This window comes from Lactimicrobium massiliense, from assembly GCF_900343155.1.
Classification (GTDB): Bacteria; Bacillota_I; Bacilli_A; order Erysipelotrichales; family Erysipelotrichaceae; genus Bulleidia; species Bulleidia massiliensis.
Genome location: NZ_OUNG01000003.1, coordinates 13716 through 31398 on the forward strand (window position 1 = coordinate 13716; position 17683 = coordinate 31398).

Below are 17683 nucleotides of genomic sequence, written 5' to 3' on the forward strand. Positions count from 1 at the left end.
GTGGATCAGCCGGCGATATACCCGAAGGAGTAATCAGAGGTTTCAATGCCGTAATGCTGGCAGACGGTATAGGCGACACTCTTTGCCTGTACCTCTTTCGTCCTGGCATCCACACCTTCCTTATCATTCCCGGTATGGAGCGTTGTATGGGCGATCTCGTGAATCAGTATCTTCACGGTCTGGATTTCGCTCATGCCGTTCTGAATGGCAATCCGATTGTCTGTCGTATGGAAATACCCTTTGGTCCCTCCCCGGATCTCTTCAAAGCCAACCGAAACCAGCGATGTCTTCTCCAGCGCGGTGAGCAGAATGCTGTCCCCATCGACGGATCCGATCAGTTCTTCAGTGCCCAGCGTCGGCAGCTCTTTGCCTTCGGTCTGGCTGACATCAAAGACGGTAGCGATCCGGAACAATGGACGTTCTATCTCAACGGTTTCCTTCTTCGGCTTGCCGTCTGTATCCAGCACCGGCTGCCTTGTTTTTGGATCAATTACATCCTGTTCTGTCTTGATCTTATACAGTGCCGGTGCAATAATCCTGATTCCCTTTTCGCCGCGTTTCACCTGCCTGCCATGATTCTTTTTCCATGATTGGTATCCGGCAACAAGCGTGGCGTCCGGTTTCTGCATGCTGATGAGGATCGTATTGTTCAGAGAGTAGTTATAGAACTTCGCCATGGTGGAGAGATATTCCCGGTATCGCTCGCTGTTAAACAGTTCATGAACGCCTTGCTCCAGCTTGTCCGTGATCTCCGCGATGGTCTGTTGCGGCTTCTTCGCTGCAGGTTCCGATACCGTCTCTGCGCCAATATGAAGATCCGACACATCTCTGGCATATTCCAGAGAAGGAACCTTTAAGATCTTGTTTTCCTGAAATGAGTAGTAATGATCGTCATTGCCGATGATGATATGGTCCACAATCGGTGTTCCAAGCAGTTCGCAGATTTTTGCCAAGCGGGCACTTCAGGAAAATATCATCCGGAGACGGCGTAAGGTTTCCACTCGGGTGGTTATGAAACAGCACGACCGATCCCGCGTTAGAGAGAATGATGCTCTTTAGGATCTCCCGCGGATGCGCAAGTGACTGGTTCAGTGTCCCGATGGAGACAATATTCATGTTGATTGGCTTCAGATCATTCCGGAGATTCACAACCGCCAGCACTTCGCGGTCATATCCCTTCAGTGTCTGTGACATCAGCCGGACGGCCGCCTGTGGAGAGTTGACAGGTTCCGCGCTATAGAGCGGTGGTTCCTTGACTATCCGGATTCCTACCTGATCCAGCTTATAGGGTTTACTGGAACTCATCTGCATCACCTCCGATCGGGATCACGAGGATCACATTCGTTTCTACCAGCTCTTGCATCTGGTCACGGATTTTCCCAGTTGTAGAGAAAATCTCTTCCTCCCGTTTCTTTTTCTCTTCGCTCATAGCGGCCTCCTTTCCGTTCTATCGGGCATAAAGAAAGACCGTCTGCGATAAGACAGGCGGTCTGCATAGCTTGTTATGATTTGTTCATTCCCATTCTCTGGAAATGTGATTCCAATGTTTAAAAAATGGTTTGTCATCCCGGATTGCAGTGATTACCGGAAGAATAAAGTGTTTCACTTCATTCATGGTTTCTTCAAATGATAGCGGCGAAGCAACCCTTTTGTTTTTTAAGAAGCCTTTCCATCGCTGCTGATGGCTGTGATCTTCGATAAAATCATCTTCAAATGCAGCAATATCGTCAAATGTGGTGTGTCGATTATCGAATGTTTCAATCAAAGACTCCTGTAATATGCTGCCATCGAAATCCTCCCGTTCGGAAATGGTCATGAGATCGTAGAAATCTTTATATCGACTGTTCACCACGCCAAGGGAAACGATTGCCTCCATTTTTTCAGAAACGATCGTATAAACAGAATATGCATACAGTTCTACTGGATCATCATCCAGCAGTGTTGGATAATTCATTTTCTGCCGTTTCGGATAAACGACATCACCGAATCCGATATCAATGCCAACGTGAATTCTTGTCCGGTCAAGATAAGCAGTTACTGAAATCCTTGCACCATGATACTTTTTAAATTCCGTAATATTGACTGCCTCAAGGGTATTCATATCAAAGCGGATTGGGTCATCTGCCTCTGTATTCAGTATTTCTCCAAAAACTGCCTTCAATGTCTCAAGATCATTTGAAATGTGTTGTCCAAGCAGGTCGATGTCCGTTGTAGCCCTCGTAAAGTCATCTGTATACAAACCATAGAGAAGGATGCCGCCTTTCAGCGTAAAATCATCTGCGTATCTGGAAACAGAAATCCGGTAGAGAACTCGTTCGAGAATATAAACAGTTAATGCATCCTGAACGGTTCTTCCGCTCTTTTTCGCATAGTTCTTCAGCCTGTCTTTCACTGAGGAAGCATTTCTCATACAAGCACCTCCAGAAACTGCCGCATGGCAGTCTCCACGCGCAGTTTTTCCGCATATTTCATCAGACGATTGATATCCCTGTCGCTACGGTTCAGATATTTTTTTACGATCTTAACAGCGGGCTCAAACCCGATCTTATTTCGATAGAATACAATGTCGCATACTGTCTTTTCCATGTCGTAGATGCGATACAGATTCCCGTCTTCATTCACCGTTCTGATCCCTGTTTCATATCGTTCCTCAGAAAAAAGGAAAAATTTCATGGCAGGCCAGTCCGGCTGTGAAGGCATTCTGGTACCTCTGGGAAGTGCGGCCTCCACTGCCGACGGCCTTTCTTCAGACAGGTCGTAATATACCGCTGCGCTGATCAGGCAGACCACAGCCTTATCTGAGACAGCGGAAACAGCATAAAAGTCATTTGGCTCACCGCTGAAATCAAGATTCTCATAATACTTTTTATTCACTCTGGCAAGCCTGCCGGAATCTTCCAGCTTGTTGATATCGTAGTAAGAATATCCTTCCCTCTTCAGTTCCTGCATGGAAATGAATTGCTGTGTTGGCTTCATATACATCATTCACCTCCTGCAGATATTTTAACAAATGTTTGCAGTTTATTCAATCTGCTTACATTCATTTAATTCTCGTATTCAACAGTCTCAAACAGAAACTGCCTGCACAGTTTTATTCGTCTTCAGATTCAGGGTCTTCTCCTGAATCCTCCTCTTCGGGAAAATCGTAGCCATCCTCATACTCACGGTAATCCGCATCCGGATCTGGGCGTTCTATAGATTCAGCCTGGCTTTTTTTGTTCTTCAGGTAGAAGAACGATCCACCCGCACCGCATGCACCGATCAGAATGATTAGCCCGATTGCATAAGGCAGCTTTGACGGTTTCTGCTCCGCTTCCTGTTCTGCCAATTCTGTCGGCTGAGGTTCCGTCTCCTCTGTCTTTGCCTTCTCCGCGGCCTCCGCTGCAGCTTTTGCAGCTTCTTCCGCTGCGATCTGCTCCTTCATGGCTCCCGCTTGATCCTCATCCATCAGTGCAAAGAGATCTGTTTCATCCACCCGATTCAGGAAATGCGCATTATCGATGCCCTTCTCATCACGATCGATGATCAGATAAAAGTAGTTGCCTGCCTTCGTCACCAATGTTACGAACTGTTTTCCTGTCCCGATGATGCTTCCGAAATCATCTACCAGAGTCAGATTCCCGTCCGGCGTCAGGGGAGTGGTTCCAAATCCCTGCCCCAACATCTGCAGGAATGACTGCAGGTTCTCCTCAGTAGGTTCAAATGTCTCTGATCCGGAAGTCGCTTCCGTATGGATGTTGAGACAGTTCTTATGGACATAGCCTGTCAGCTCCGGAATGATAACCTTTACCCAGTCGCCTTCAACGCCAAGCACCTTCACGGTATCTCCGGGACGAAGCCGGTCGATCACCTGATAATCCATTCCGCCGCCGCATCTGACATTCAGTCTGGATCCGTTGGCCTGGATAGTGCCCACCTGGTTAGTGGATTCCTCTCCATCCTTTGAAATCGTGATCCGGAGGCCGGTTCCTTAGCCTTCTTCCGGTTCTCCTGTATCAGGACCGGTGTGTTTACAGAAGCCGGTATTCCCATCAACTGTCTTGATCTGAAGAAGCAGGTGAGAAGAGTCCCCTTCAAAAAGAGGCAGTTTAAGCCTCGCAAAGACCTTTCCTATACGAAAGGCCGGACCAGCAAGGAATCCGACGAATACATGTACGCAAATCCGTATGCCCGGGTTGGATACCGTATATAACGATCCAACCAATGGTCCATGCACTCAAACCTTCAAGTTTCTCCGTTACAATCTGCCGCTCTGCCTGCATCATGAAACGAAAACATCGCTCAATATGCTTGCAGGTATTAATCTTCTTGATGAAATCCTTGGACATGATTTGTTCAACAAGGAAGCTGAAGTTCTTAAGACAGACCGAGGCACAGAATTTACATGCGCGAACCAGGCTGAAATCAGATCCGACAGAATCCGAAGGGCAAGGATGTTCTTCTGCGACCCGATGGCTTCATGGCAGAAAGGTTCTCTTGAGAACGTGCACCTGCTTCTTTGGAAAATCTGTCCCAAGGAATGCGATCTGAAAGCAATTAGTGTTGTCGATCAGTATGCATGCAATATCATTTCATCAAATATCGATTCTTACCCAAAAGAAAAGCTGAATGGAAAATCATCCTTTCAGCTCTTTGAATTTCTTAGCCCCGACACGGCAAAGAAATTCTATGAATTCGTTCAAATCCAGATGAAGTGATTCTGAAGCCATACGTTCTAAAGATACGATAATTGAACCAAAGCCGTCGATCTGCCAGTGGATATTACGCTTTCACGACAATGAACTGCTAAAAGTTCACTGGTTTTCAATGCGTCTCTTTAGATCTATTTACACTTATATCCTGGGGTCAAATCTGCTGTTGACATGACATGTCTGCTAAAAACAGTGGAGGAAATCAAAGTCAATATGAAGCCGAAACTATAATATTCCGCTATTGTCTTCACTTTGGTGAAGAGCTGGACCAATATTGCAAAAGAGACAAATGATATTGTCAGGCGAAGAGCTTTTTAAGTTCAGTTCTGATGATTTGAGCTGATAATTTCGCTCAGTTGAATATCCGGATGGCGATAGCGTGAATTGGGATTTTTTTCGTTCAGTGCCGCATAGCCGATTGCTTTGCGGGGGCAGGCATGTATACATGACATACAGCCGAAGCATCTGCTGTAATCATATACAGGTCTTCCATCCTCTATGCGGATACATCCTTTCGGACAGACTCTGGTACAGATCCCGCATCCGATGCACTGGTCTGATACTTTGTACAGGGGATTTTCATTGGAAGGACTGTATTCAATCGCATGTGCCTTATAGCCTTCATAAAAGTCAGTTTCTTCCTTTGAAGCAGGCTGTATATGGTGCTTTTTCGCTTGAAGATCCGCTTTGATCGCATCGAGATGTTCATCCACCTTTTTCTCTGGATTGATGCGTCTCTGTTCATCCATGTCGAAGACCGGCAGCGCATTATCATGCATTTTGACCGTATTGAAGTAATCGATATGCCTGCCTGATTCTTCAAAGACTTCCGCATTGCGTGCGGCACAGCCGCCATGGTGCATGCCGTATGTCATGACAATGTAGAAATACTCCGTTTCAAATTCTGAATTCATTATGAAGTCCCTGACAATCACCGGCAGATCAAATTCGAACAGAGGACAGACGATCCCAATCTGTTCTGCTTTGTAGATTCTTTTTTCCTTTTTCATTTCCTGTGGAATGCTGTGAAGATCGTTGTCAAACTTCTTCGCTGCATAAAGGCTGTTGCCGGTTGATGTAAAGTAGAAAATCATAGTGCTTCCTTCCCCTATCTGCAGGCAAGGATAATCTCTTTGATTTCCTTCCTGGTCAGCTGACGCACATTTGTATTGGAAACATTGCATGTATCCGCGACAGCAGAAGCAGTCTCTTCACTGACTTCGATTCCTGCTTCGCTGAATGTTTCCGGAAGTTTCAGACAGCGGATGAATTCACGCAGCTGCGCGATTCCTTCCCTGGCCGTTTCAATGTCTGTTTTCCCGGCGTGATCAACACCCATGACATTTACTGCGAACCGGGCGAATACTTCAGCGCCGTCTTCGACAATATGGTCATAGTAGACCGGCTGCAGGATGGCCAGCTGCACGCCATGGGTCGCGTGTGTATATGCCGCCAGCATATTTTCTATGCCATGTGCCTGGAAATCTCCCGGACATCCGGTATAAAAGCTGAAAGACTGGATCAGGGAGGAATCCCACATCAGATTGGAGCGGATCTCCATACTGTCCGGGTTTTCCATCAAAGCCCTGCCGTTGCGGATGATGTTTCTCATCAGGCTCTCATTGATTTCATCCCATACATTGGTTCCCCTGCCGAAATATGTTTCCATGCAGTGGCTCAGAGAATCATATACACCGGGTGTGAAAACATGCAGAGGAACAGTCATCAGATAGGACGGATCCTCAATGACAAAATCTGCGTAAGGTCCCATGAGTGTTTTCTTTTCATGTGTCAGTTCATTGGTGCAGGCTCCAAGATTGTCCATCTCGGCACCGGCACCGGAAATTGTGAGAACAACTGCATATTTGCCCATCTTCTGCGGAACATGCTGATTGACAACTTCCTCTTCCCAGATGTCTTCCTCAATCTCAGCGCCGGCTGCGATGATCTTTGTGCTGTCAACAACAGACCCGCCGCCAAGAGCAATCATCAGATCGATCTTCTCTTTTTTATACAGTGCAATGCCTTCCTGGATTTTTGCGTAGGACGGGCTTGAAGTGACACCTCCGAATTCAATGACTTTTTTGCCGCATTCTTCGAGCGTGCTTTTCACTTCATCCAGAATACCGTTTCTTCTGACGGAACCGCCGCCGTAGACGATCATGATGTTCCTGCCGTAATGATTCATTTCCTGGGGGAAGTATTTTCTGACGCCGCCCTGTTCAAAGTAGACTTTCACAGGCATGTGATAAATAAAGTTCTGCATCGCTGTTCACCTCTTTACAGATACAGTATGCAGAACTTTATTTGAATTGTAAAATACCTATATAAAATCATTTGTTATTCATATTCTGTATTGCAAGAAATGTCAGGAATTCCTGCATGATCCAATCAGGGCATTTACCACAGGCGTTTTCGTCTTTTTGTGCCAGAAGATTAAAAGCCCTGCCGGCATCAAAATACAAAACAGCCCGACAATGACAAGCGTCACAATTACATTGACAGGTACCATACTTTCACTCTTTCTTAGACACTCACTTCACGATTTCAAATTCACAGGCAAGATTCTCCACTCGTAACTCGTAATGTCCAGGTTCCAACCAGCTTTCCGGCGTCACATAGCCTTCTCCAATATTCTCCCCGGCACAGGCTCCACCATATCCGTAACGTGGAGACAGAAGCGGCAGTTCCTCCTGACTTTGCAAATCGATGATCTTCACCTCAGAAACATTCGCATTCAAGCCATTCTCGCCAATTCCTGGAAACGCCTCTTTACGCCCGTTTCGAATCACAAAATGTAATTCATTCTGCTCGTAAGATTCAAGATAAAGCCCTAAATATCCATCCGTCGGATAAATTTCCGCTGACGGGCTCACCTGATCCTCTGACTCACCCACTGGAAGCTTCAGTGCAGGAAGCTGTTCTGCCTCCTTCTTTCTTGATTCAATCACCTCATGAATCTTAGCCAGTTTTTCACTGTATTTTTTTGGGTAATACTGCGAAGAAAAGTACACATCAGTATCTGTAAAAGAAAAGCGATAACTCTCAGACGCTCCATCTGCTACAAAAATACCCCTCAGGTCCTTTTCGCTCCATTTCTGCATTTTATTTTCGCGGAAAATGTCCTCGATTTCCCCAAGCAGATCCTCTTCCGTCCGGTATTCGTGCACAACCTTCCTTGCAGCATAATACTCCTTATCAGTCTCCGAAATCAGGCAGGAGTTCTCATCCGCAACACTGACGGTGACAGTGCTCGATTCTCCGCGCATTCCACCGCCAACCGAATATTCAAATTTTGTCATCTTGCTCTCCTTAACTTTTTTGCTGTTGTCTATTCGTTCTTTTAAACTACTGTTCTGATAGACTGTTACACCAATCACAACTGCAAAAAGGGCAAGAATTACACCACCGACGCGTAAAACAATTTTTAATATATTACCCATACGCGACCCACAATCTTCCCCCGTCACCTCCGTAGAAACTTACTTGTCAGCTTCCCGTTACCTCCACGGATCCTTACTTGCCGGCTCCCTGATTCCTGCAAGCAACAGCTGTTCCCATAAAAACCACTCCCCTGTAGATGGTTTATTTCTGAACTTAATCGGGCGAGGGGAATCCGCTCCTCCACTTCTTAAGTAGCGCGTCTCATATCCGTCCTCTTCTGGCAGCTCCTGATCAATCACTTCCAGTTCATATGGAAGATCCGGCGTGTAGTCATTGTCCGGAGTTGCGCCCTTAAAATAAGAGCGCGGCACATAGTCCTTATCCATAAATCGATCCCGGATGAATTGCTTCTCCGCGATACTTAACGGTCTCGGACCTCTTAAATAATCGAGCATCGCAAGCGACTCATCACGATTTTCCGGATACAGGCAGAGTGCTGCAATGGTAAGAATCGCTGTTCCTTCCGGTGAGTGCATCTTCTCTGCTTCACTTTTCAGCTCCAGCACGCTCTTTGGCAGTTTGTCCATGGTTACCGTTACTCTTTTCATAACAACTCCTTCCCGAAATCAGCTTCAAAAAGCCGACTTCATAAGCAACCAACATGAAACCTCTACTTAATTATCACACAAAATCCAATCGTTTTTAAAAGCCCGTTCACACAGATATATATAATTACAACCGCAGCAAGCATCACAAATCCAGTCATAACATCTGCTCCTGTACCGTCGCTTTCAAAGCAGTCAATCATCAGAAACAGTGCAATAATCTTTTCAGAAATCATAAGCCGAACCGCATTTTTGTCTGAAAGAGCCGGTATTGCTAAGATTATTCCCGTCACGAGCAATATTTCCAAAGCCAAAAACTGTTTTCCTCTTTTTCACGACTGTGCACACAACTCATACACATACTATATATATGTTTTATCTTACTCCTGTTTTTTACAATAAACAAATGAGGATATGTCATATGTTCAATGTTCCAAAGGAGATTAGTTTCGGTATTTATGCGTGTAGTGCTGAGGATTCATCTTTTTTGGCAACCTTTACAAATATGGAAATCACAGACTGTGCATGGAAGGCTCATGACGGTCAGCAACCAGATTAGAAGTATTACCGTATAAATAACTTCAAGTTTGTGCATGTAGAAACACTTTTGTAAAAAGTGAGTTCATTTTTTAATGATTCGTATCAACCTTCCTTAATCCTGCTTTTCAAGACTCCGCTCCATTGCGTTTCTCATATTCGACATGAACACTTCCTCCGGAATCAGGGCAATTCCATTTTCGTCACTGAGAACGACCATGCGCTGTCCTCCCGTCAGTCCAAACAGATCTCTTGCCCCTTTCGGAATGACGATCTGACCTCTTTCGCCTACGGCAACAGAACCCCAGATATTTTTTCCTCTGGGAGCGGGTGGAATGATCCCCAGTCCTTCCACGGATTCCGTCCTGATCAGGCTGTCAATGGTCGTCCCGTATACTTCTGCCAGTGATAAACACTTTTCAATATCGGGGACCGTCGCACCGGTTTCCCACTTAGCATACGCCTGTCTGGAGATCCCTATTTTTTCAGCGATCGCTTCCTGTGAAAACCCATGGAGATTTCGAAGCATCACCAGATTGTCTTTCAGCATGCGTTCCTCCTTACTACAGATCGATCTTCTCAAAATCCGCGCAGGCCTTTTGATACGACAGATATGTTATTCCCGCATAAAACAGGACTCCGCCAAGAAGCAATGATATTTGTAAAATGATATGGTCAAAGCCGAAAGCATTGACAGCCGCAAGTCCCGGGAAATGATGCAGCGCTTCAAAGACTGTGATCATCAGAAATGCGGCAATGATATATATGACAAAGGGCTTCCCAAGCTTATGGGCTGTCCTGAAAAAACCGCCCACAAAGATTGCATTGAATAATCCGAAAACAAACAGGGCTGCGCCCAGGTAAAACAGATTCGCATTCATCAGCGCATTCTGCCTGTAAATAGATGCATCCTTAAGGACCGTCATTCGCAGCAGGGTAAGAACAGTTATCAGAGCGAACCCGCAGAGCTCGACCGTCATAACAAACTGATATTTTCCCTTGACTACATCATTCTTTGCCACCGGCAATAGTGACGAATACAGAATATCGTTTGCTTCCCTGGCACTCTGGAAGCTTTGATAAATCCCCAGCGTGATGAAAAATACGCTGCAGAGGATCGGATAGCCCGGGATCAGTGTCATGACGCCAAAGCTGATGAACAGCCAGGTCAGCGGCAACGAGGAGAGCCGTATTTCCTTCCGCAATAAAGCACTCATGACCTCGCCTCCCTCTCCAGCCTCAGAATACTCTCTTCCAGGGTCTCCTCATGCCGCCCATTCCTCTGCATGAACTCCATCATGGAGCAGTCCGCTTTTATCTCACCATTGCTGATATAAATGATATGATCTGCACACCGTTCCAGATCTGAGATGATATGTGTTGAAAAGAAGATCGTCACCCCATGTTCTTTCAATATCTGAAACACTTCCATGAGCTCATCCCGGGAAAATGGGTCCAGCCCGCTGGTCGGCTCATCTAAAATCAGCACCTTTGCCCGATGGGAAAGTGCCAGAAGAAGATTGAACTTCACCTTCATTCCCTCTGAAAGCTCCATGGGCTTCTTTCCTTCATCCAGACCAAACATCGCCATATAGTGGTGATAAGCATCCTCATCCCAGTTTGAATAAAAGGATTTAGTAGTGCTGACGATTTCTTTTATCGTCTTTCTCGGAAACCAGCTGACTGCTCCGGTGGAATACCCGATCCGCTGCTTGATCTTTGCTTCATTTCCGGCAAACGGCATTCCAAAGTAAAAGATCTTACCGCTGTCAATATGGATCAGATTCAGCATGGCTTTGATCGTGGTGCTTTTCCCGGCACCGTTTCGCCCGATGAATCCGGTGATCCTGCTTTCTTCCAGCGAAAAAGACACGTCTTTCATCTGAAAAGACTGATAGGTCTTACAGATATTTTTTACTTCTACAATATCCATGTGGTCCTCCGGAAATATGACTTTCATGAATATTGTAAAGTCTGATTGCGTCGGGTTCCACTAACCGTACATGACAATTTATCACGTATTTTGTTTCATCTGGTTGCATTACCCGTCTGCAATCCCCCCTGTTTCCCTGCCTGCATGAAGTGTTTGAATTGCTAATGAACAATTTCCGACATTCTTTTGTATAGCTTAGCCGCAATAAGCATCATCATCAGTGTCCAGAAGGCAATCCATATTTCAACTGCCCACAGAGGCAGAATGCCTCTCTGATACAGCGCCGGAAAGGTATCTGCCAGCATATGCAGCAGAATGGCCGCGGGCAGGCAGAGCTTCTTTGCATTGACAACACCGTAATATACGATGACCGTAAGTCCGATCTGTATGAACATCGCCAGCAGCCGCTCCATGACATTCATGGCCATCATGGCGTAGTCAAACGCAGCAGCTGCCTGTACGGAAGGAAGCGCTGCGGCTGCGGTCTCTTCCGTAATATTCAGGGTCTTAAGCGCGGTCTCCGTATCTCCCTGAGAAAACATTACTGCGATGGCAAGATAGAGGATCATAGCAGGCAGAAAGACGGTCAGGATCTCGGCCCCACCGTGGCCGATTCCGTATATCACCGCATTTTCACGGGTACGGTCCTTTTTCAGAATGTATTTCAGAATGATATGCCGTCCGCATTCTTCGAAAATTCCTGCCATCGTGATCCCATAAAGGACGAAGGCGGCTGTGTTTCCGTTAATGAAGCGCGAAACAGGATTGTCTGCCACGATGCAGAAATAGTGTACGCCCACTTCCAGCATCCGGGCAGAAATGACAAAACCCGCAGCACCGGCAATGAGCCAGCTAATCTTTGTCTGTTCTTGATGCTTCCTGCGCCAGCAGATGAAGAAGCATACAGCGATCGCGATCATCAGAATAACGGTGATGGTCAGAGACGGAACGGCACTTTTACCGATAACAATATTCTCAAATACGCTCATTCGCCATCACCTCCCCAGACTTCCACACAGAAGCCTTTGTGACCGCAGGAAGTGCAGGTAAGTTTTCGGGCTGTGGGGGTATGATTTGCCCAGAAGGCTTCCTTCAGTGTGGGTTTAAATACCTCATGGCATTCCGGACAGATGTATTTCACATGTGCGAAATAGTATCGGCTGATCAGGATCCCCCAGGGGATCGCCGCCAGGAGCCAGATCATGAACGGCCACCAGGTACCTTTGACGATCCAGAAGATGATGGAAAAACACTGCAGCGCCGTGACCGGGAGCCCGGTCAGGAGCATCATCAGATGCAGTTTCTTCAGTTTTTTCTTACCTTCCATAATGACGGCTATGTCACCGATCGTTTCAAGGGAGAATTCTGTTTTGCCTTTCAGTCCGTTTTTCAGCTCACGAAGCTTCAGAAGCTTTTCCTCTTTGTCAGTGATTTCATCTGAAAGAGCCTTCTCCTGCTGTTCGATCAGCAGGGAGATCACCTTTTCAGGATGCTCTTCCTTCAGGATCTGAGCAATCGCGCCGATAGGAAGATCCAGTTCACGCAGAAAGCAGATAATCTTCATGCGCTTCAGATCGTCTTCCGAGTAGAGACGTCTCCCGCCTTCGGAAAGTTCACTGGGAATCAGGATCCCTCTTGTATCATAGTACTGGACTGTCCGGACAGTGACGCTACAGAGTTTTGCAACCTCTCCTGTCGAGTATTTTGACATAGCCTTTGCCTCCTTTCGCCATGTATTATGCAACATGACGCTGCGTAACAAGCAACACCTTACACAGGGGGATTTTTCAAGAAAAGACAGAGAACCATCAGATCATTTGAAAATGCCTGAATGCCTCTATGATCGCGTCTTCCTTTTCCTTCGGCGTCTCCGGCGACCGACTGTCCTCACTCTCCGCCGCCACATCCACCTCGTCCATATCGACCTTCAATCCGATGTGATTCTTTGTCTCAGATAGTTTGGACAAAAGACATACCGTCTCGACAGTTAAAAATTCATCTAAATAGCCCTCCCACAGTCACGTCAGAACAACTTTCACATTTTTTCTAAAAGAAAACGCGGCAGCAGCCTCTCTTCTCAGAAAGACGGATGCCACAGAAATGGCTTAAACACGGGCTTTTTCGGTCCTCTTTCAATTTGTTCTTTTTAGCAGAGCCACGGTCTCAACATGCGTTGAGACGTCTGAACTGCTCTCTTTTTTACCTCATCGGTTTGCGGAAACTTATCAATAGTTACCGCCTCTGCTCTGCATCAACAAACTACGATTTGCTCTGTGCCTTAATGATACTGCAAATCATAGCTTTCCTATATAGAAAAAGATCGTTCGACAATTAATGCGATAGTCGGTAAAAAGTAGCCGCCATAATTTATGTATCTCCATCCGAGACCTTGACCTTCTCACGATTGGTATGGTGAATGACATGTACGCAGATAGCAGCAATGATGAGTACAAAGGCCATGCGCAGATCGCTATAAAGAGGGATTTTGATATATTTTAGCAAAATTTATGTATCTTATATAATGACAATGTGTTGATATTAGACGCATATTTAAGTTTACTATACTTGAATGGAGGTGTTCTGTATGGCAACAACTAATTCAAATATTCGTACAGACAAGGCAATCAAGAACCAGGCGGAGGAGATCTTCAATGTGCTTGGTCTGAATATGACAACTGCTGTAAATATGTTCCTGAGAGCCGCTATCCGTGAGCATGGTATTCCTTTTGAATTAAAACTGGAAGTACCGAATGATACGACAGCCGCTGCCATTGAGGATGGCAGAAAAATGATGAAGGATCCTTCTGCTCCGCGTTATTCCAGTATGGATGCGCTCAAGGCAGCACTCGACGTATGAAATACGATATTCAGTTTACTAATTAGTTTAAAAAGGATTTGAAGCTTGCCAAAAAGCAAAATAAAATCTTGATAAGCTGTTTGAGGTAATCGATATTCTGGCGAATGGCGGTACGCTGGATGCAAAATACAGGGATCATGACCTTACAGGAAACTATAAAGGCACGCGTGAGTGTCACATCGAACCGGATTGGCTGCTAATTTATGAGATTTGTAGAGATGTTCTTGTTTTGATGCTTTATCGCCTTGGTTCATATTCTGAGCTGTTTAAGAAATAAGTACAAATCGAGATTTGTGGGGGAAGAATGAGAATCGGAATTATTCAGGCAAGTTCACAAGCAACTAAAAATAAAATGCTTTTTAATGCAGTAACAAAATTTGCACCAAAAGATTCTGAAGTAATCAATTTTGGTTGCACGTTGGAAGAAAAAGAAAATTACTCTTATATAGAAATTTCTATTCTTGTAGGTGTGTTATTAGCGAATAGGACGGTGGACTTTATAGTTACGGGTTGTTCTTCTGGACAGGGAATGATGTTGGCTTGTAACAGTATGCCAGGCGTCATTTGTGGGTATGCACCGACACCGAAGGATGCTTATTTATTTGCACAGATAAATAATGGAAACGCGATATCTTTACCCCTAGGTGAAGAATATACTTGGTCTGGTATTGATAATCTAGAACGAACAGTTGAAGCTCTATTCTCAGAGCCTTTTGGGCAAGGATATCCTAAAAGTGAAGCTGATAGAAAAATAAAGGATTCTGAACAACTTAAGGAAATAAGAAAGTCTGGCCAAATTTCGATGCAGGAGCTTCTAAACAAATTAGATGCATCTCTGGTAAATAAGTTGAAGAATAAGATGGATTTTTAGGATAAATTCCAGTTTGTCGGGATGACGCACAATCGGGAGTTAAAGGTGTGATTAATAAAAATTGTTGAAGTTAAAGAGAATAAAAAACAATATCTGGATTTGCTCCTATTAGCAGATGAGCAGGAAGATATGGTTGACCGTTATCTTGATAAAGGCAAGATGTATGTACTTGATGACATTGGGGCAAAGTGCGAGTGTGTCATAACCGATGAAGGAAATGGCATACTTGAAATCAAGAATATTGCTACAGTTCCAGAATATCAAGGCAAAGGCTATGCAAGAGCCTTAATTGAGTTTGTTATTAATAATTACAGGGAAAATACTCAATTCTGCAAGTGGGAACATGAGATAGTCCGCTTTCAATCCGGTTTTATGAAAAGTGTGGTTTTGTTCGCTCACACAGCATGCGCAATTTTTTTACAGATAATTACGACCACCCAATCTATGAAAGTGGAATACAGTTGGTGGATTGGTGTATTTGCTAAGACCTTTATAATCCAACTTCCAGTTTACCGGGAAGTCGCCAAATCGGCATTCATCAGCATCTCTATCTTGCTTTTCAGTTCCATGCGGTTATAGCCTTTTCACAGTCACAACCTCCGAAAATAGCAAAGCTACAGTCTCGCCAGTTAAAAATTCATCCAAATAGCCCTCCCACAGCCACGCCAGACCAACTTTCACATTTTTCTATAAGAATAAAGCGGCACCCGCCTCTCTTCTCAGAAAGACGGATGCCGCAGAAATGGCTTAAACACGGGCTTTTTCGGTCCTCTTTTAATTTGTTCTTGTTAGCAGAGACACGGTCTCAACATGGGTGATGGCTTCACCCATGTGGACGGTGGGGGCGAAGTCAGAGCCTTGCCGCTCAAAGGAGCGCAGGTCAACCCGTTCCTCCCGTTCGGCGGATTCCAGATAGCGGTTTTGCAGCAGCTCCCATTCGTGCCGACAGACCTCACAATACTTCTGGTCATTCCAGTCAACTGTGTTGACCTTCCTGCATTTCCAGCGACCGTTTTTCTGATGAATGCGCTGTCCATTTTCGTCCAGTTCAAACTCGGATTTGCTCTTGGGGAGCCATTTTCCTTGCTCATCCAGACCACGCATGGTGAGCAGCACATGGGCGTGCGGATTGCTGTCCCCTTCATCGTGGACAGCGAAATCACAGCACATTCCTTTGCTCACAAACTGCTCCCGGCAATACTGGCGAACCAGAGCGATGTTGTCCTCGTGAGACAACTCTTTGGGGAGGGCGATAATGATTCGCCGGGCAAGCTGGCTGTCATAGCGCTTTTCTGCGTTCTCCACACTGTTCCAGAGCGCAGCTCTGTCGGCAAATACAGGCGGCGCACGTTCCGGAAGCAGCACTTCTGAGTGAATGACACCCAGCTTGTGGGAGTAGTCCCGGAATCGGTGGTCGTACTCGCAGTAGAGCCGTGTGCCGCTGAGGTAGGCAGAGGCGGCAACAGCAGAGCGTCCTTCGCTGCGCTTGATGATGGCTATGTTGAAGTGGGGACAGGGGTTTTTGCATCACCTCCGTTTAGGGTAGAATAATCCTGCCTGCTTTGCAGCGGGCGGGATAGTATGAGTGTACGACTGTTCTAAGAATGCAAGAGACATAATTCTTTTCTATTTTGTTCAAACTGAATGCTATTTGTTCTTAGGTTGCTTGAGACATAAAACTATAGCCCAAAATAAGAATGTTAGCCACGCCAAATTACGTGATGTTATAGATAATTCCGTTCTTACAGCACTCGTTATCTTTCCGTTATTAATCTTTAACCCAACAACAATGCTGTCCCCGACATTTTCATAACAATTAATAGTTACACTATCTACTCTTGCTTTTTCTCCCTCAAACTCTACTGAAATACTTCCACGGCTAAGAATATCTTTCCTTGTATGATGCTTTTGGGTAATTATCGCTTGTGCTGGAATGTAATCTGATTTATTTGGAAGATATTCAAACAAGTAACCAAAATTTGAAATAAGAAAACTAATTAATACAAGGATTGCAATCAAGAGAATATCTCTGACTGGCTTCTTAATGTGTGTGACCTTAATAAAAAGGAAAATACAAGGTATTGAAAATAACAGAATTTGCAATAACACTTTTTCTCCTCCCATTGTGCATATATCTCTGCCTATTTATCCGAACCATCATCGTAAAATGATGGCCTTTTTAATCTGAACACAGCGAGACAAATCCTGATTTATATCTTGAAATACGTATCTTGTCTTCTTCCAAGTGGCTTTGAAATCAGTGGCAATTATATTCATTTCTCGTTAGCACAATTTCGTTACTTAGTATATCATGTTTGGAATTCGTGAAAAACAGAAAAGCCGTCTCGATAGTCCGAGACGGCAAAATACTGTCAACATTAAATTATGATGTTTTCATGTGCACCGCCTATCACCGTGATGGTAAGCTTATCGGGAAAGATCTTGATCTCCTTGATAACGTTTCGGACCAGCAGCTCATCATAAGCGAGCACCTTATCCTTTGATTTCTCGATGGATTCACGGAGGTTATTGATTCGTTCTTTATTCCGTATCTCTGCTGTCCGCCCAGCTTCGATCTCTGTCTTTCTGCTTCTTAGCTCCTGCAACCTTTCAGCAAGCTCTGTGACATCCCAATGAGCTTTCACTCCGGCAAGAATATCCTTCTGCAGGTCAGCGATCTCTTGGTTGATATCCTCTAATTCAGTAGCTGGATTTTCTCCGAGCAGATTCATCACTTCATTGCTGATAGCCCTCCCACAGTCACGCCAGACCAACTTTCACATTTTTTCTAAAAGAAAATGCGGC

Annotated in this window: 23 protein-coding genes; 4 read left to right on the forward strand and 19 right to left on the reverse strand. The window is 45.2% G+C overall.

Annotation, left to right across the window (positions count from 1 at the left end):
• Nucleotides 1–5 precede the first annotated feature (5 nt).
• From DHU66_RS05780 to DHU66_RS05865, 16 genes are all read right to left on the reverse strand, one after another.
• Nucleotides 6–953: an ArdC-like ssDNA-binding domain-containing protein gene (locus tag DHU66_RS05780; protein ID WP_108774957.1), complete on the reverse strand. Its 948-nt coding sequence runs from the start codon at nucleotides 951–953 to the stop codon at nucleotides 6–8.
• Nucleotides 892–1305, reverse strand: a complete 414-nt coding sequence (locus DHU66_RS05785; RefSeq protein WP_167836286.1) for a JAB domain-containing protein — start codon at nucleotides 1303–1305, stop codon at nucleotides 892–894. The genes DHU66_RS05780 and DHU66_RS05785 overlap by 62 nt, the downstream gene beginning before the upstream one ends.
• Complete coding sequence (locus DHU66_RS12160) at nucleotides 1292–1429, reverse strand: hypothetical protein (protein ID WP_167836287.1); 138 nt, start codon at nucleotides 1427–1429, stop codon at nucleotides 1292–1294. The genes DHU66_RS05785 and DHU66_RS12160 overlap by 14 nt, the downstream gene beginning before the upstream one ends.
• Before the next feature lie 84 nt (nucleotides 1430–1513).
• On the reverse strand, nucleotides 1514–2410 hold the full coding sequence (locus DHU66_RS05790) for a nucleotidyl transferase AbiEii/AbiGii toxin family protein (protein ID WP_108774959.1): 897 nt from the start codon (nucleotides 2408–2410) through the stop codon (nucleotides 1514–1516).
• Nucleotides 2407–2976: a type IV toxin-antitoxin system AbiEi family antitoxin domain-containing protein gene (locus tag DHU66_RS05795; protein ID WP_209451753.1), complete on the reverse strand. Its 570-nt coding sequence runs from the start codon at nucleotides 2974–2976 to the stop codon at nucleotides 2407–2409. Before DHU66_RS05795 ends, DHU66_RS05790 begins: the two co-directional genes overlap by 4 nt.
• A 115-nt stretch (nucleotides 2977–3091) precedes the next feature.
• A complete protein-coding gene (locus DHU66_RS05800; protein WP_108774961.1) occupies nucleotides 3092–3916 on the reverse strand; it encodes a CD1107 family mobile element protein in 825 nt (274 codons plus the stop codon).
• 1095 nt (nucleotides 3917–5011) lie between these two features.
• Nucleotides 5012–5785: an EFR1 family ferrodoxin gene (locus DHU66_RS05815; RefSeq protein WP_167836288.1), complete on the reverse strand. Its 774-nt coding sequence runs from the start codon at nucleotides 5783–5785 to the stop codon at nucleotides 5012–5014.
• A 14-nt stretch (nucleotides 5786–5799) separates the two neighbouring features.
• Nucleotides 5800–6957 carry an iron-containing alcohol dehydrogenase gene (locus DHU66_RS05820; protein ID WP_108774965.1) on the reverse strand — a complete coding sequence of 386 codons (1158 nt, stop codon included), beginning with the start codon at nucleotides 6955–6957 and terminating at the stop codon, nucleotides 5800–5802.
• 268 nt (nucleotides 6958–7225) lie between these two features.
• The gene (locus DHU66_RS05825) at nucleotides 7226–8134 is read right to left on the reverse strand and encodes a spore germination YkwD domain-containing protein (protein ID WP_135358315.1); all 909 of its coding nucleotides are present in this window, start codon (nucleotides 8132–8134) and stop codon (nucleotides 7226–7228) included.
• A 57-nt stretch (nucleotides 8135–8191) separates the two neighbouring features.
• Nucleotides 8192–8683, reverse strand: a complete 492-nt coding sequence (locus DHU66_RS05830) for a DUF6935 domain-containing protein (RefSeq protein WP_108774967.1) — start codon at nucleotides 8681–8683, stop codon at nucleotides 8192–8194.
• Between the two features lie 62 nt (nucleotides 8684–8745).
• Nucleotides 8746–8994 carry a hypothetical protein gene (locus DHU66_RS05835; protein ID WP_108774968.1) on the reverse strand — a complete coding sequence of 83 codons (249 nt, stop codon included), beginning with the start codon at nucleotides 8992–8994 and terminating at the stop codon, nucleotides 8746–8748.
• A gap of 338 nt (nucleotides 8995–9332) precedes the next feature.
• On the reverse strand, nucleotides 9333–9767 hold the full coding sequence (locus tag DHU66_RS05845; RefSeq protein WP_205839854.1) for a helix-turn-helix domain-containing protein: 435 nt from the start codon (nucleotides 9765–9767) through the stop codon (nucleotides 9333–9335).
• A gap of 13 nt (nucleotides 9768–9780) precedes the next feature.
• Nucleotides 9781–10434 (reverse strand): ABC-2 transporter permease, encoded by a 654-nt coding sequence (locus DHU66_RS05850; RefSeq protein ID WP_108774970.1) that lies wholly within the window; start codon nucleotides 10432–10434, stop codon nucleotides 9781–9783.
• On the reverse strand, nucleotides 10431–11150 hold the full coding sequence (locus DHU66_RS05855; protein ID WP_108774971.1) for an ABC transporter ATP-binding protein: 720 nt from the start codon (nucleotides 11148–11150) through the stop codon (nucleotides 10431–10433). Before DHU66_RS05855 ends, DHU66_RS05850 begins: the two co-directional genes overlap by 4 nt.
• A 161-nt stretch (nucleotides 11151–11311) precedes the next feature.
• Complete coding sequence (locus DHU66_RS05860; protein WP_108774972.1) at nucleotides 11312–12139, reverse strand: YhfC family glutamic-type intramembrane protease; 828 nt, start codon at nucleotides 12137–12139, stop codon at nucleotides 11312–11314.
• Nucleotides 12136–12861, reverse strand: coding sequence for a MerR family transcriptional regulator (locus DHU66_RS05865; RefSeq protein ID WP_108774973.1), 726 nt, complete (start codon nucleotides 12859–12861; stop codon nucleotides 12136–12138). The genes DHU66_RS05860 and DHU66_RS05865 overlap by 4 nt, the downstream gene beginning before the upstream one ends.
• A gap of 873 nt (nucleotides 12862–13734) precedes the next feature.
• Between DHU66_RS05865 and DHU66_RS05875 the strand changes: the two genes are divergently transcribed.
• The 4 genes from DHU66_RS05875 (at nucleotide 13735) to DHU66_RS05890 (ending at nucleotide 15457) form a co-directional block, all read left to right on the forward strand.
• On the forward strand, nucleotides 13735–14007 hold the full coding sequence (locus tag DHU66_RS05875; protein ID WP_108774975.1) for a type II toxin-antitoxin system RelB/DinJ family antitoxin: 273 nt from the start codon (nucleotides 13735–13737) through the stop codon (nucleotides 14005–14007).
• Nucleotides 14008–14122: 115 nt separating this feature from the next.
• Complete coding sequence (locus DHU66_RS12440; protein WP_245309463.1) at nucleotides 14123–14284, forward strand: type II toxin-antitoxin system YafQ family toxin; 162 nt, start codon at nucleotides 14123–14125, stop codon at nucleotides 14282–14284.
• Nucleotides 14285–14311: 27 nt separating this feature from the next.
• Nucleotides 14312–14878, forward strand: coding sequence for an RpiB/LacA/LacB family sugar-phosphate isomerase (locus DHU66_RS05885; protein ID WP_108774976.1), 567 nt, complete (start codon nucleotides 14312–14314; stop codon nucleotides 14876–14878).
• A gap of 129 nt (nucleotides 14879–15007) precedes the next feature.
• The gene (locus tag DHU66_RS05890; protein WP_245309416.1) at nucleotides 15008–15457 is read left to right on the forward strand and encodes a GNAT family N-acetyltransferase; all 450 of its coding nucleotides are present in this window, start codon (nucleotides 15008–15010) and stop codon (nucleotides 15455–15457) included.
• Between the two features lie 195 nt (nucleotides 15458–15652).
• Here DHU66_RS05890 and mobQ read toward each other — a convergent pair whose 3' ends face one another.
• The 3 genes from mobQ to DHU66_RS05905 form a co-directional block, all read right to left on the reverse strand.
• Nucleotides 15653–16378: a MobQ family relaxase gene (mobQ, locus tag DHU66_RS05895; RefSeq protein ID WP_108774977.1), complete on the reverse strand. Its 726-nt coding sequence runs from the start codon at nucleotides 16376–16378 to the stop codon at nucleotides 15653–15655.
• Nucleotides 16379–16525: 147 nt separating this feature from the next.
• The gene (locus DHU66_RS05900) at nucleotides 16526–17002 is read right to left on the reverse strand and encodes a hypothetical protein (protein WP_108774978.1); all 477 of its coding nucleotides are present in this window, start codon (nucleotides 17000–17002) and stop codon (nucleotides 16526–16528) included.
• A gap of 254 nt (nucleotides 17003–17256) precedes the next feature.
• Nucleotides 17257–17610: a hypothetical protein gene (locus DHU66_RS05905; RefSeq protein ID WP_108774979.1), complete on the reverse strand. Its 354-nt coding sequence runs from the start codon at nucleotides 17608–17610 to the stop codon at nucleotides 17257–17259.
• Nucleotides 17611–17683: the final 73 nt, after the last annotated feature.

Excerpts from the sequence above, each read along its gene's own strand:
- DHU66_RS05855 (WP_108774971.1), bottom strand. The coding sequence starts at position 11,150 with ATGGATATTGTAGAAGTAAAAAATATCTGTAAGACCTATCAGTCTTTT.
- DHU66_RS05845 (WP_205839854.1), bottom strand. The coding sequence starts at position 9,767 with ATGCTGAAAGACAATCTGGTGATGCTTCGAAATCTCCATGGGTTTTCA.
- DHU66_RS05815 (WP_167836288.1), bottom strand. The coding sequence starts at position 5,785 with ATGATTTTCTACTTTACATCAACCGGCAACAGCCTTTATGCAGCGAAG.
- DHU66_RS05785 (WP_167836286.1), bottom strand. The coding sequence starts at position 1,305 with ATGAGTTCCAGTAAACCCTATAAGCTGGATCAGGTAGGAATCCGGATA.
- DHU66_RS05860 (WP_108774972.1), bottom strand. The coding sequence starts at position 12,139 with ATGAGCGTATTTGAGAATATTGTTATCGGTAAAAGTGCCGTTCCGTCT.
- DHU66_RS05825 (WP_135358315.1), bottom strand. The coding sequence starts at position 8,134 with ATGGGTAATATATTAAAAATTGTTTTACGCGTCGGTGGTGTAATTCTT.
- DHU66_RS05900 (WP_108774978.1), bottom strand. The coding sequence starts at position 17,002 with ATGGGAGGAGAAAAAGTGTTATTGCAAATTCTGTTATTTTCAATACCT.
- DHU66_RS05830 (WP_108774967.1), bottom strand. The coding sequence starts at position 8,683 with ATGAAAAGAGTAACGGTAACCATGGACAAACTGCCAAAGAGCGTGCTG.
- DHU66_RS05790 (WP_108774959.1), bottom strand. The coding sequence starts at position 2,410 with ATGAGAAATGCTTCCTCAGTGAAAGACAGGCTGAAGAACTATGCGAAA.
- DHU66_RS05850 (WP_108774970.1), bottom strand. The coding sequence starts at position 10,434 with ATGAGTGCTTTATTGCGGAAGGAAATACGGCTCTCCTCGTTGCCGCTG.
- DHU66_RS05865 (WP_108774973.1), bottom strand. The coding sequence starts at position 12,861 with ATGTCAAAATACTCGACAGGAGAGGTTGCAAAACTCTGTAGCGTCACT.
- DHU66_RS05890 (WP_245309416.1), top strand. The coding sequence starts at position 15,008 with ATGGTTGACCGTTATCTTGATAAAGGCAAGATGTATGTACTTGATGAC.
- DHU66_RS05875 (WP_108774975.1), top strand. The coding sequence starts at position 13,735 with ATGGCAACAACTAATTCAAATATTCGTACAGACAAGGCAATCAAGAAC.
- DHU66_RS05795 (WP_209451753.1), bottom strand. The coding sequence starts at position 2,976 with ATGAAGCCAACACAGCAATTCATTTCCATGCAGGAACTGAAGAGGGAA.
- DHU66_RS05820 (WP_108774965.1), bottom strand. The coding sequence starts at position 6,957 with ATGCAGAACTTTATTTATCACATGCCTGTGAAAGTCTACTTTGAACAG.
- DHU66_RS12160 (WP_167836287.1), bottom strand. The coding sequence starts at position 1,429 with ATGAGCGAAGAGAAAAAGAAACGGGAGGAAGAGATTTTCTCTACAACT.
- DHU66_RS05885 (WP_108774976.1), top strand. The coding sequence starts at position 14,312 with ATGAGAATCGGAATTATTCAGGCAAGTTCACAAGCAACTAAAAATAAA.
- DHU66_RS05905 (WP_108774979.1), bottom strand. The coding sequence starts at position 17,610 with ATGAATCTGCTCGGAGAAAATCCAGCTACTGAATTAGAGGATATCAAC.